General features: G+C 66.7%; 11 protein-coding genes. 6 read left to right on the top strand and 5 right to left on the bottom strand.

Features of this window, described 5'->3' with window-relative positions; all coding sequences use genetic code 11:
* Positions 1–76: 76 nt before the first annotated feature.
* The 5 genes from OEL49_RS10215 to OEL49_RS10195 all read right to left on the bottom strand — a co-directional run bounded on the left by OEL49_RS10215 (position 77) and on the right by OEL49_RS10195 (position 6,714).
* A complete protein-coding gene (locus tag OEL49_RS10215; RefSeq protein ID WP_014235948.1) occupies positions 77–832 on the bottom strand; it encodes an ABC transporter ATP-binding protein in 756 nt (251 codons plus the stop codon).
* Positions 832–2,610 carry an ABC transporter permease subunit gene (locus tag OEL49_RS10210; protein ID WP_043797709.1) on the bottom strand — a complete coding sequence of 593 codons (1,779 nt, stop codon included), beginning with the start codon at positions 2,608–2,610 and terminating at the stop codon, positions 832–834. The genes OEL49_RS10215 and OEL49_RS10210 overlap by 1 nt, the downstream gene beginning before the upstream one ends.
* The gene (locus OEL49_RS10205) at positions 2,610–3,659 is read right to left on the bottom strand and encodes a branched-chain amino acid ABC transporter permease (RefSeq protein WP_014235950.1); all 1,050 of its coding nucleotides are present in this window, start codon (positions 3,657–3,659) and stop codon (positions 2,610–2,612) included. The genes OEL49_RS10210 and OEL49_RS10205 overlap by 1 nt, the downstream gene beginning before the upstream one ends.
* A gap of 79 nt (positions 3,660–3,738) precedes the next feature.
* A complete protein-coding gene (locus tag OEL49_RS10200; RefSeq protein WP_130459606.1) occupies positions 3,739–4,893 on the bottom strand; it encodes an ABC transporter substrate-binding protein in 1,155 nt (384 codons plus the stop codon).
* 123 nt (positions 4,894–5,016) lie between these two features.
* Positions 5,017–6,714: a tetratricopeptide repeat-containing response regulator gene (locus tag OEL49_RS10195; protein WP_287874603.1), complete on the bottom strand. Its 1,698-nt coding sequence runs from the start codon at positions 6,712–6,714 to the stop codon at positions 5,017–5,019.
* Between the two features lie 273 nt (positions 6,715–6,987).
* On the opposite strand from OEL49_RS10195, the gene mnmG reads away from it, so the two are divergent.
* From mnmG to atpB, 6 genes are all read left to right on the top strand, one after another.
* Entirely contained in the window at positions 6,988–8,862 is a 1,875-nt protein-coding gene (gene mnmG, locus OEL49_RS10190) for a tRNA uridine-5-carboxymethylaminomethyl(34) synthesis enzyme MnmG (protein WP_287874602.1), read from the top strand.
* A complete protein-coding gene (gene rsmG / locus OEL49_RS10185) occupies positions 8,859–9,500 on the top strand; it encodes a 16S rRNA (guanine(527)-N(7))-methyltransferase RsmG (RefSeq protein WP_152090194.1) in 642 nt (213 codons plus the stop codon). The genes mnmG and rsmG overlap by 4 nt, the downstream gene beginning before the upstream one ends.
* 4 nt (positions 9,501–9,504) lie before the next feature.
* The gene (locus OEL49_RS10180) at positions 9,505–10,287 is read left to right on the top strand and encodes a ParA family protein (protein WP_014235955.1); all 783 of its coding nucleotides are present in this window, start codon (positions 9,505–9,507) and stop codon (positions 10,285–10,287) included.
* Positions 10,284–11,117 carry a ParB/RepB/Spo0J family partition protein gene (locus tag OEL49_RS10175; RefSeq protein WP_014235956.1) on the top strand — a complete coding sequence of 278 codons (834 nt, stop codon included), beginning with the start codon at positions 10,284–10,286 and terminating at the stop codon, positions 11,115–11,117. The genes OEL49_RS10180 and OEL49_RS10175 overlap by 4 nt, the downstream gene beginning before the upstream one ends.
* A gap of 280 nt (positions 11,118–11,397) precedes the next feature.
* Positions 11,398–11,739, top strand: coding sequence for an ATP synthase subunit I (locus tag OEL49_RS10170; RefSeq protein ID WP_130459602.1), 342 nt, complete (start codon positions 11,398–11,400; stop codon positions 11,737–11,739).
* A 1-nt stretch (position 11,740) separates the two neighbouring features.
* Positions 11,741–12,616 carry a F0F1 ATP synthase subunit A gene (atpB, locus tag OEL49_RS10165; RefSeq protein WP_130459601.1) on the top strand — a complete coding sequence of 292 codons (876 nt, stop codon included), beginning with the start codon at positions 11,741–11,743 and terminating at the stop codon, positions 12,614–12,616.
* Positions 12,617–12,645: the final 29 nt, after the last annotated feature.

Raw genomic sequence — 12,645 nt, 5'->3', positions numbered from 1 at the left:
AGGAGGCAGGCGGGATGCGGCTGGCGGGGTAGGGATGGCGGAAACGGCCGTCCCTATTGCCTTCCAGACCGATGCCTCAGGCGGTCTTGTTCCCGCCCAGGCCCAGGTAGGTTTCGATCACCCGGGGATCGTCGGCCAGTTCGTGGCTGGGGCCTTCCAGGGAGACCTCGCCGGTTTCCAGCACGTAACCGTAGTCGGCCACCTGCAGGGCGGCCCGGGCGTTCTGTTCCACCAGCAGGATGGAGACGCCGGTCTGCTTCAGCTCGGCGACGATGCGGAAGATTTCCTTGATGATGAGGGGGGCGAGGCCCAGGGAAGGCTCGTCCAGCATCAGCAGTTTCGGCTTGGCCATCAGGGCCCGGCCCATGGCCAGCATCTGGCGCTCGCCGCCGGACAGGGTGCCGGCGGCCTGGGTGCGCCGCTCCTTGAGGCGGGGGAAGAGGGCGAATACCTCCTCCATGGTCTGGGCGTGGTCCCGCAGGCCGCTGCGGTAGCGGTGGAAGGCGCCCAGCAGCAGGTTGTCCTCCACGCTCATCTCGGCGAACAGTTCCCGCTTTTCCGGCACCAGGGTCAGGCCCTGGCCGACCCGCTCTTCCACTTCCACATGGGCATCGAGATTGTGGCTGACGTAGGCCACCTCGCCCCGGTAGGGCAAGAGGCCCATCAGGGCGGAGAGCAGGGTGGTCTTGCCGGCGCCGTTGGGGCCGATGACGGTGACGATCTCGCCCTCGCGGATGCGCAGGCTGACCTTGTGCAGGGCTTCCACCTTGCCGTAGGCGACGCACAGGTCGCTCACTTCCAGCACGGGCTTGGGTTCGTGCGCGGCGTTCATCATTCCACTCCCCCAAGGTAGGCTTCCAGCACCGCCGGGTTTTTCTGGATTTCCTCCGGCAGGCCCTCGGCCAGCTTTTCGCCGAATTCCATGACCACCACCCGGTCGGCCAGGCCCATGACGAAGTCCATGTCGTGCTCCACCAGCAGGATGCCCATGCCTTCGCCGCGCAGCTTGCGCAGCAGCTCGGCCAGGGCCTGCTTTTCCAGGTAGCGCAGGCCGGCGGCGGGCTCGTCCAGCAGCAGCAGGCAGGGGTCGGCGGCCAGGGCCCGGGCGATTTCGATGATGCGCTGCTTGCCCAGGGCCAGGCTGCCGGCGGCGTCGAACATGTGTTCGGCCAGGCCCACGCGCTCGATCTGGCGGGCCGCCTCGGCCAGCAGGCGGGCCTCTTCGGCCCGCTCCAGGCGCAGGCCGGCGGCCAGGTAGTTGTGGCGGCCCCGCAGGTGGGCGCCGATGGCCACATTCTCCAGCACCGTCATGCCCGAGAGCAGGCGCACGTGCTGGAAGGTGCGGGAGAGGCCGAGGCGGGCGATGTCCCGGGCCTCCAGGCCGGCCACCGGCTGGCCGAGGAAGCTGATGCGGCCTTCGCTGGGCGGATTGACGCCGGAAATACAGTTGAACATGGTGCTCTTGCCGGCGCCGTTGGGTCCGATCAGGGCCATCACCTCGCCGGCCTGCACCGTCAGGGCCATGTCCTTGTTCGCCACCAGGCCGCCGAAGCGCTTGGTGACGCCTTCGGCCTGCAGCAGCACGGTGCCGGCGGCGGGCATCTGGCGCCGCGGCAGGGGCTCGGCCGCGGCCACGGCGTGGCGCTCCTGCTTCGGCGCCGGCACCAGGCGGGCGATGGCCGGCCACAGGCCGTTGCGGGCCCGGTGCAGGACGAAGATCATCATCAAGCCGAAGACGATCACCTCGAAGTTGCCGCTCTGGCCCAGCAGTTCCGGCAGCAGGTCCTGCAGCCACTGCTTGAGCACGGTGATGAGGCCGGCGCCGACCACGGCGCCCCAGACGTGGGCGACACCGCCGATCACCGCCATGAAGAGGAATTCCACCCCCTGGTTGATGGAGAACGGGGTGGGATTCACGAAGCGCTGCAGGTGGGCGTAGAGCCAGCCGGAGACGCAGGCATAGAGCGCCGCCACGGTGAAGATGACGATCTTGGAGCGGGCCGTGTTCACGCCCATGGCCTCGGCCATGACGGTGCCGCCCTTGAGGGCACGGATGGCCCGGCCTTCCCGGGAATCCAGCAGGTTGCGGGTGGCCAGCATGGCCCCCAGCAGCACCACCCAGATCAGGTAGAAGAAGCTGCGGCTGTCCTTCAGTTCCAGGCCGAACAGGGACACCGCCGGGATGCCAGTCATGCCGGTGTGGCCCCCCAGCCATTCCAGGTTGCCGAAGAGGAAGTAGAGGCTGATGCCCCAGGCGATGGTGCCCAGGGGCAGGAAGTGGCCCGACAGGCGCAGGGTGATGAAACCCAGGCAGAGGGCGAAGGCCAGGGTCAGGCCCAGGCCGGCCAGCAGGGTCAGCCAGGGAGAGACGCCGTAGGCCGTGGTCAGGTAGGCCGTGGTGTAGGCGCCGAGGCCGACGAAGGCGGCCTGGCCGAAGGAGGTGAGGCCGCCGACGCCGGTGAGCAGCACCAGGCCCAGGGCCACCAGGCCGTAGAGGCCGATGTAGTTGAGCAGGGTGACGTGGAACTCCGGCAGCCACAGGGGGCCGGTGGCGAGGAAGAGCAGGAAGGCGGCCAGGATGGCCCGGGCCGGGGAGAGCTTGGCGGACATCATTCCTCCTCCTCCTCGACATGGTGGGAGGTGAGGGAGCGCCACACCAGCACCGGGATGATGAGGGTGAACACGATCACTTCCTTGAAGGCGCTGGCGTAGAAGGAGGAGTAGGACTCCAGCAGGCCCACCAGCACGGCGCCGAGGGCGGCCACGGGGTAGGAGGCGAGGCCGCCGATGATGGCGCCGACAAAGCCCTTCAGGCCAATGAGGAAGCCCGAGTCGTAGTAGAGGGTGGTCATGGGCGAGACCAGCACGCCGGAGAGGGCGCCGATGAAGGCGGCCAGGCCCAGGGACAGCTTGCCGGCCATGGTGGTGGAGATGCCCATGAGGCGGGCGCCGGTGCGGTTGAGGGCGGTGGCGCGCAGGGCCTTGCCGTACACCGTGCGCTCGAACAGCACGTAGAGCACGGCGATGAGGGCGGCGGAGGCGAACAGGATCCACAGGGTCTGGTGCTGCAGCAGCAGGGGGCCGATTTCCAGGGCGCCGTCGGAGAAGGGCTGGGTGCGGAAGCCTTCGGCACCGAAGAAGACCAGGCCCAGGCCGATCAGGGTCATGTGCAGGGCCACGGCGACGATCAGCAGTACCAGGGAGGAGGCCTCGGCGATGGGCTGGAACACCAGGCGGTAGAGCAGGGGGCCCAGGGGCACGACGATGCCCAGGGTGAGCAGGATCTGCAGGGGCAGGGCGAGGGCCGCCAGGGCCTCCGCCTCCAGGCCGGAGATCAGGCCCAGCAGCACCAGGGGCAGGCCCAGGTTGCCGAGGACGATGCGGGGCAGGCGCTTCAGGTTGCCGCTCTTGAGGGCCAGGCCGCCGTCGATCAGGACCACGGCGATGCCGAGGATGACGGCCAGCCATACCGTGCCCGGCAGCTTGCCGGCCTGGATGGCGGCCAGGGTGAGGGCGCCGTAGGCGACGAATTCGCCCTGGGGCAGAAAGATCACCCGGGTGACGGCGAACACCAGTACCAGGGCCAGGGCCAGCAGGGCGTAGATGGCGCCGTTGGTGAGGCCGTCCTGGCCCAGGAGCAGAAGAATTTGCAGATCCATGAGTGCTTTCAACGCCGCGGCCCCGGGGGAAGCCCGGGGCCGGCGTTTGGCTGGGTAATACGGTTAGGCGTTCAGCGGTTTACTTGATCAGCTTCCAGGTGCCGTTCTCGACCTTCACCATGACCCGGGCGCGCTGGTCGAAGCCCTGGTGATCCTGGGGCGTCATGTTGAAGATGCCGTGGGCGGCGGGCAGGTTCTTGCTGCCTTCGATGGCGTCGCGCAGGGCCTTGCGGAACTCCTTGGTGCCGGGCTGGGCCTTCTTCAGGGCGGCGGGAATGGCGTTGCTCAGCAGCACGCCCGCATCCCAGGCATGGCCGCCGAAGGAGCTGATGCTGCCCTTGCCGTGCACGCCCTCGTACTTCTTCACGTATTCCAGGGCGGACTTCTTCACCGGGTTGTCGTTGGGCAGCTGCTCGGCCACCATCATGGGGCCCACGGGCAGCAGGGCGCCTTCCACGTCCTTGCCGCCGACCCGCAGGAAGTCCGCATTGGCGACGCCGTGGGTCTGGTAGATGGCGCCCTTGTAGCCCTTCTCCTTCAGGGTCTTCTGCGGCAGCACGGCCGGGGTGCCGGCGGCGCCCACCAGCACGGCATCGGGCTTGGCGGCGAGAATCTTCAGGGTCTGGCCGGTGACCGAGGTGTCGTTGCGCTGGTAGCTTTCGTTGGCCACGATCTTGATCTTGCGGGCCTCGGCGATCTTGGCGAATTCCTTGAACCAGCCCTGGCCGTAGGCGTCGGCGAAGCCGATGAAGGCGACGCTGTGCACATTGTTGTTGGTCATGTGCTCGACGATGGCGGTGGCCATGTGGGCGTCGTTCTGGGCGGACTTGAAGACCCAGTGGCGCTTGGCGTCCATGGGCTCGACGACGATGGCGGAGCCGGCCATGGAGATCATGGGGGTCTCGTTTTCCACGGCCACGTCCATCATGGCCAGGGAGCTGGGCGTGGTGGAGGAGCCGATGACCAGGTCCACCTTGTTTTCGCTGATCAGCTTCTTGATGTTCTTCACCGCGGTGGTGGAGTCGGTGGCGTCGTCGAGGACGATGTAGTTCACCTTCTGGCCGGCCACGGTGGTGGGCAGCAGGGCGATGGAGTTCTTTTCCGGAATGCCGAGGGAGGCGGCGGGGCCGGTGGCGGCCAGGGAGACGCCCACATTGATGTCGGCCCAGGCAGGAACGGCGGCCAAACCGGTGGCCAGGGGAAGCAGGGCGGCGATCAGGGTTTTGCGGGACATCGTGGGTCCTTCCGGGGTTGAGAAAAGCCGCAAATGATACCAAAAAGCCCCTGGGATCAGGGGCCTGAGCGGGTTTTCCCCAAGTCGTCCCGTACGGCGCCGGGCCGGGCCGGCGACGCCGGATCAGCTGTCCGTATCGACCTGAACCCCGTATTTGCGGGCCACCCGCTGGTACATGTCGCGCCCGGATATGACGCGGGGGTCGTCCGGGGAGCGGCTGCGGGCCTTTTCCAGATAGCGGTGGGCCCGCTCCGCCAGTTCCGGCTGCCAGCCCTTCTGGTCCATCAGGGTGTAGATGGACTTGGCCGCATTGACCAGGAACTGCAGGTTGGGCACCCGTTCCGCCGCCTCGATCAGCAGCTGCACCGAGCCGTCGAAATCGCCGCTGCGGGCGGCCAGCACGCCCTGGTTGTTGATCTGGATGATCTCCCGGGAGACGTCCTCGAGCAGGGCCTTGCCCGCCTCGGCGTTGCCGGTCTTCTCGAAGACGCCCTGGATGTGGGCCAGCACGCCCCGGTCCTCGTTGTTCTCCGCCGCCACCTGGCGCAGCAGGCTCTGGGCGTCCGCCTCCTTGCCGTTGGCCATGCAGGCGTGGGCCAGGTCCACCGCCACCTTCTGCGACAGGGGGCGCTTCTCCTCCATCTTGCCCTCGGCCACCAGGACCTTGTGCAGCTCCATGGCGGCGGCAATGCTGCGGGCCGCCTTGTCCGGCGCCCCTTCCTTGGTCTGCACCAGGCTGTCGATGACCAGGGAGGCCAGCTCCCCCTGCTTGTCGCCGCGCCAGTCCCGGCGCAGGTCCTGGGCCACCAGCTTGGCGCCGGCCACATTGCCCTTCTCCAGCATGACCCGGGACAGGTTGGCGTAGTCGTCGATGCTGCGCAGGGAAGAGCCCCGGGCCCGGCTGAGCACCGTGTTGTAGGCCCGCTCGGCCGCTTCCAGGTCGTTGTTGCGCACCGCCATGTCGCCCACCGCCCGCTGGCGCATGGTGTTGTTGGGGGAAATGGCGGCGGCGGCCTGCAGGGCCTGCTGGGCACCGGTGGAGTCGCCCTTTTCCTCCCGCAGCCTGGCCAGGAAGTCGAAGGCGGCCAGGTATTCGGGGAAATCCTGCACCAGGGCCTCGAGCTGGGTCACGGCCTCGTCCACCCGCCCCTGGCCGTGCACCGCCACGGCCACGCCCATGCGGGCCCAGGCCAGGTCCTTCTGTTCCAGCATCTGGCGGTAGGCGGCCTCCGCCTCGACAAAACGGCCCAGGCTGTTGAGCAGGTCGGCCTGCAGGTGGCGGGCGTCGTGCTGGTACTGGGGGTATTGCTGGATGATGTCGTCGCAGGCGGTGACGGCGTCCTCGTAGCGGCTGCGCTCGACGTTGCGGTAGGCCTGGTGGAAGACGAACTTCTTGTACAGGGCCCGGGCCAGGCGCTGCTGAAGCTGCTCGCCGGTGAAGGGCTTGATCAGGTAGTCGTCCGGCGCCAGCTCGGCCACCGACACCACGTTCTTGTAGGCCCGCTCCCCGGTCACCACCATGAACAGGGTGGACAGGGAAATGAGGCGCTTGTAGCGCAGCTCCTCCAGCAGCTGCTGGCCGTCGCGGCCGTCCTCCAGCTGGTAGTCGGAGAGGATGATGTCGTAGCTGCTGCTCTTCACCAGGCGCAGCACCTCGGTGGCCGAGCCGACCCCCTGGACGCTGGTGATGCCGATGGTGGACAGCATCATGCGCATGGCGTTGCGGGCGTCCGGGTGGCGGTCCACCACCAGCACCTTCTTGTTCTTCAGTTCGCCCTGGAGTTTGTAGAGTTGTTGGGCGGCGAGTTCGTTGGCGTCCATGGTTGCGCTTGGCATTGATTTTGGCGGAAGTTACGTCAATTCCCGACTCCGCGGCAAGGGAATTCCTGACAAGGCCCCGGGCCAGTCTGCCGGTGGCGCTCCGGGAGCCGTGCCGGCAGGCTGCCGAAGCAATGCCGGAAACGTGCCGGCGGGCTCCGCCGGTTCGGGCGAAAACTGTTAAGTTTCATGGAACTGGCGTATCATTCGAGCCCCTTTGCCCTACCCGAGTGCCCGTGGGATTTGCCTGCGGGCCTTTTGCGTAAACGAGTCCCCATGCTGTTTCCCACCCGGTTCGATGTCATTGTCGTCGGCGGCGGTCACGCCGGCACCGAGGCTGCCCTGGCGGCGGCCCGGGCCGGAGCGCGCACCCTGCTCCTGACCCACAACCTGGAAACCCTGGGGGCCATGAGCTGCAATCCCTCCATCGGCGGCATCGGCAAGGGCCACCTGGTGAAGGAGGTGGATGCCCTGGGCGGCGCCATGGCGGCGGCCACCGACGAGGGCGGCATCCAGTTCCGCATCCTCAACGCCTCCAAGGGCCCGGCGGTGCGCGCCACCCGCGCCCAGGCCGACCGGGTGCTGTACAAGCAGGCCATCCGCACCCGCCTGGAGAACCAGCCCAACCTGACCCTCTTCGCCCAGGCCTGCGACGACCTGATCGTCGAAGGCGACCGGGTGGTGGGGGCCGTGACCCAGCTGGGGGTGCGCTTCGAAGCCCGGGCGGTGGTGCTGACCGCCGGCACCTTCTTGAACGGCCTGATCCACGTCGGCCTGCAGAACTACACCGGGGGCCGCATGGGCGACCCTCCCAGCGTCTCCCTGGCGGCCCGCCTGAAGGAACTGGCCCTGCCCCAGGGGCGCCTGAAGACCGGCACGCCGCCGCGCCTGGACGGCAAGAGCATCGACTTCTCGGTGATGGAGCCCCAGTACTCGGATGATCCCCTGCCGGTGTTCTCCTTCCTCGGCAACGCGGCCCAGCACCCGAAGCAGCTGCCCTGCTGGATCACCGACACCAACAGCCGCACCCACGACATCATCCGCGCCAACCTGGACCGCTCCCCCATGTACACCGGGGTGATCGAGGGCGTCGGTCCCCGCTACTGTCCTTCCATCGAGGACAAGATCCACCGCTTCGCCGACAAGGACAGCCACCACGTCTTCCTTGAGCCGGAGGGCCTGGATACCCACGAGATCTACCCCAACGGCATTTCCACCAGCCTGCCCTTCGACGTGCAGCTGCAGATCGTGCGTTCCATCCGCGGCATGGAGAACTGCCACATCCTGCGCCCCGGCTACGCCATCGAGTACGACTACTACGATCCCCGGGGGCTGAAGTCCTCCCTGGAGAGCAAGGCCATCAACGGTCTCTTCTTCGCCGGCCAGATCAACGGCACCACCGGCTACGAGGAAGCGGCGGCCCAGGGCCTGCTGGCGGGCGTCAACGCCGCCCTGCAGGTACAGGAGAAGGAAGCCTGGTGCCCGCGCCGGGACGAGGCTTATCTGGGCGTGCTGGTGGACGATCTCATCACCCGGGGCGTCTCCGAGCCCTACCGCATGTTCACCAGCCGGGCCGAATACCGCCTGCAGCTGCGGGAAGACAATGCCGACCTGCGCCTCACCGAGAAGGGCCGGGAACTGGGCCTGGTGGACGACGCCCGCTGGGATGCCTTCTGCCGCAAGCGGGATGCCATCGCCGCCGAAGCCGAGCGCCTGAAGAGCACCTGGGTGCGCCCCCAGACCCTGCCGGAAGCCGATGCGATGCGGGTCCTGGGCAAGGCCATCGACCACGAATACAACCTCTTCGAGCTGCTGCGCCGTCCCGACGTGAGCTACGCCAACCTGCTTACCCTGCCCGGGGCCGGCGAGGTGCTGGCCGATGCCCAGGCGGTGGAGCAGCTGGAAATCCAGGCCAAGTACCAGGGCTACATCGACCGCCAGCGGGAAGAGGTGGCCAAGGCCGCCGATTACGAGAACCTGGCGATCCCCGCCGACCTGGACTACGCCCAGGTGCACGGCCTCTCCAACGAGGTGCGCCAGCGCCTGTCGCGGCAGCGGCCCGAGACCATCGGCCAGGCCTCCCGGCTGCAGGGCATCACCCCGGCGGCCATTTCCCTGCTGCTGATCCACTTGAAGCGGAGCGCCCGATGAGCGGCTCCAGTCAGGCCCAGCAACTGGCCCAGGGCCTGGATGCCCTCGGAATACCCCTGGACGGTGCCGCACAGGGTAAACTGCTCGCCTACCTGGCCCTGCTCGCCAAGTGGAACAAGGTCTATGCCCTGACCGCCCTGCGCGACCAGGACAAGGCGGTGAGCCACCACCTGCTGGATTCCCTGGCCATCCTGCCCTTTGTGGACGCCCTGGCGCCCGCCAATGTGCTGGACGTGGGCAGCGGCGGCGGCCAGCCCGGCATTCCCCTGGCCATTGCCCGGCCAAGCCTGGCGGTGACCCTGCTGGACAGCAATTCCAAGAAGGTGGCCTTCTTGAAGCAGGCCGCCATGGAACTGCCCCTGCCGGGGCTCTCCGCCCAGTGCCTGCGGGTGGAGGCCTGGCAACCGGAACAGAAGTTTGCGGCCATCACCTCCCGGGCTTTTGCCGAGGTGGCCGATTTCGTCAGTCTCACCCGTCACCTGCTGGCGCCCGGTGGGCGCTGGCTGGCGATGAAGGGGATCTATCCCCAGGAAGAGCTCTCCCGCCTGCCGGCGGGGATTGTCGTCGAGGCGGTACACCCGCTGGCCGTGCCCGGAGTCGAGGGGGCGCGCCATCTGGTGGTTCTGAGAGAGGAATGAAGGCGTGAAGATCCTGGCCATTACCAACCAGAAGGGGGGGGTCGGCAAGACCACCACCAGCGTCAACCTGGCCGCCTGCCTGGCGACCCTGGGACAGCGCGTCCTGCTCATCGACCTGGACCCCCAGGGCAATGCCACCACCGGCTGCGGCATCTTCAAGAAGGAAGCCCTGCCTTCCGTCTATCAGATCCTGCTGGGGGCGGCGACCCTGGAGCAGGCCACCATCAAGACCGAATTCGGCTTCGACGTCATTCCCGCCAACCGGGAACTGGCCGGGGCCGAAGTGGAACTGATCGACGTGGGCCAGCGGGAGCGCCGCCTCAAGGAGGCCCTGGACGGCCAGGCCTACGACTTCGTCCTGATCGACTGCCCGCCCGCCCTCAACCTGCTGACGGTGAATGCCCTGGCGGCGGCCCAGGCGGTGATGATCCCCATGCAGTGCGAGTACTACGCCCTGGAAGGCCTCACCGATCTGGTCACCACCCTGCGCAAGGTGCGGGCCAATCTCAATCCCGCCCTGGAAATCGAAGGCCTGCTGCGCACCATGTACAACTCCCAGTCCACCCTCAATCAACAGGTTTCCGCCGAACTGGAGAGCCACTTCTCCGGCAAGGTGTACCGCACCGTCATCCCGCGCAACGTGCGTCTGGCCGAGGCCCCGTCCTACGGCAAGCCGGTGATCGCCTTCGACAAGACCTCCAAGGGCGCCCTGTCCTACCTGGCCCTGGCCGAGGAGATGCTGGAGCGCATCGGTGGCGCTCCGCGGCAGCAAGAGGTGGCGGCATGAAGATGAAGGGACTGGGCCGGGGCCTGGACGCCCTGCTGGCCGGCGACGCCGCCGACGCCAAGAAGGACCAGCAGCGGACGCTGCCCATCGATGCCCTGAAGCCGGGCAAGTACCAGCCGCGGACCCGCATGGACGAAGGTTCCCTCAAGGAGCTGGCGGCCTCCATCCAGGCCCAGGGCATCATGCAGCCCATCCTGGTGCGGCCGATCAACGGCGGCTACGAAATCATCGCCGGCGAACGCCGCTGGCGTGCCTGCCGCATGGCGGGCATGACCGAAGTGCCGACCCTGGTGCGGGAAATCCCCGATGAAGCCGCGGCCGCCATGTCCCTCATCGAGAACATCCAGCGGGAAAACCTCAATCCCCTGGAAGAAGCCATGGGCCTGCAGCGCCTGGTGGACGAGTTCGAGATGACCCACCAGCAGGCCGCCGATGCGGTTGGCCGCTCCCGTCCCGCCGCTTCCAACCTGCTGCGTCTGCTGCAGCTGGCGGCGCCGGTCCAGGAACTGCTGCTGGAAGGCAAGCTGGACATGGGCCACGCCCGGGCCCTGCTCTCCCTGGAAGGGGCGGAGCAGATACAGGTGGGCAACCGGGTGGCCCACAAGGGCCTTTCCGTGCGGGAAACGGAGCGCCTGGTGCAGGCCCTGCTGAATCCGCCGAAAAAGGTCGAGAAGGCCAAGGACCGGGATCTGCTGCGGCTGGAGGAAGAACTGTCGGACCTGCTGGGAGCCAAGGTGACGGTGGCGGCCAACAGGAAGGGCGCCGGCAAGATGGCCATCGAATTCTCCAGCCTGGACCAGCTCGACGAACTGCTGGCCCGTTTCCGCTGAGTCCGGCTGCAAACGGCGACTGTGGCGGACGAGGACTGCGGTAAACCCGTAGGAGGCAGGGCTGACAAGGCCTGAAACCATTTGTCCTGCCATGGCCATGTCATCCCAAAGGCGCGAATGGCGCCCTGCGACTGGCAAACCCCTTATTTTGTTCCGGCGTTTCCATTGACTAAATAAGGGATAACTCTTATATTATTTATCTTTGTGTGCGGCGGCTGGCGACGTTGGTTCGGGTTTTGAACCGCTCCCTCCAGTTTGGAAAAACCGCGGAAAATCAATCATGTTCCGGGCAATCATTTTCCAAATCTGGGCGGTAGTAATCACGGCTGGTCTGCTTGGCTTGTTCGTCGGAGGGCACGGTGCGGCCTCTGCGGCGGTGGGTGGTGGCGCTTGCCTGCTCCCCAACGCCCTGTTCGCCCTGCGCCTGGCTGTAGCGGCGCGGCGCCCGGGTGGTCCCGGCGTAGCGGGCTTCTTCCTCGGCGAATTCGTCAAGGTTGCCGCCACCATCGGAATTCTGGCTGTTGCTGCCAAGGTTTATCCCGAGATGCATTGGCCCTCCATGCTGCTCGGCCTGGTAGTGACGCTGCAGGCGAGTTTTTTGGCTTTTTGGAAGAAATCCTGAAATGGAAAACGCTCACGAGGCAGTCGCGGAACACGCCGCCAACGCCCCCACCGCTGGCGAGTACATCGTCCACCACCTGACCCACTTCAATTCCACCGGTCACGCCCAGTCCGCCGTTATTGACTTCTCCGTCATCAACGTCGACACCGTGGTTTTCTCCATTCTTATGGGGATCCTCGGTCTGTTCGTCATGTGGCGTGTCGCCAAGAGCGTTACCTCCGGCGTTCCCGGTCGCATGCAGGCCGCTGTGGAAATCGTCCTGGAAATGGTGAACAACCAGGCCAAGGGCATCGTGCATAGCGAAGAGTCCCGCAAATTCGTGGCTCCCCTGGCTCTGACCGTGTTCATCTGGATCTTCCTGATGAACTCCATGGACTTCCTGCCCGTCGATCTGCTGCCCAGTCTCTGGCAAGCCGCTTCCGGCGACCATCACGCCTTCCTGCGCGTGGTTCCCACCGCCGACCTGAATGGCACCCTGGGCATGTCCATCGGCGTGCTGCTGGTCTGCATCTGGTACAACATCAAGATCAAGGGTCTGGGTGGCTGGGTGCACGAGCTCTTCACCGCTCCCTTCGGCAGCCATCCCCTGCTCTACCCGATCAACTTCGCCATGCAGATGATCGAGTTCCTGGCCAAGACCGTGTCCCACGGCATGCGGTTGTTCGGCAACATGTACGCCGGCGAACTGGTGTTCATGCTGATCGCCCTGATGGGTGCTGCCTGGGCCGGTACCGCCACCGGTGCGTTCCTCTGGATCGGCGGCGTCATCGCCGGTTCCGTGTGGGCCATCTTCCATATCCTGATCGTTGCCCTGCAGGCCTTCATCTTCATGATGCTGACCCTGGTGTACATCGGTCAGGCCCACGAGAGCCACTAATCTCGTAACGGTTTCCCGTTTTACCTTTT

The sequence above is a fragment of the Azospira sp. genome (assembly GCF_030247495.1).
GTDB classification, from domain to species: Bacteria; Pseudomonadota; Gammaproteobacteria; order Burkholderiales; family Rhodocyclaceae; genus Azospira; species Azospira oryzae.
Note: the sequence above shows the minus strand (reverse complement) of the source record. Positions and strands in the feature narration are given on the sequence as shown.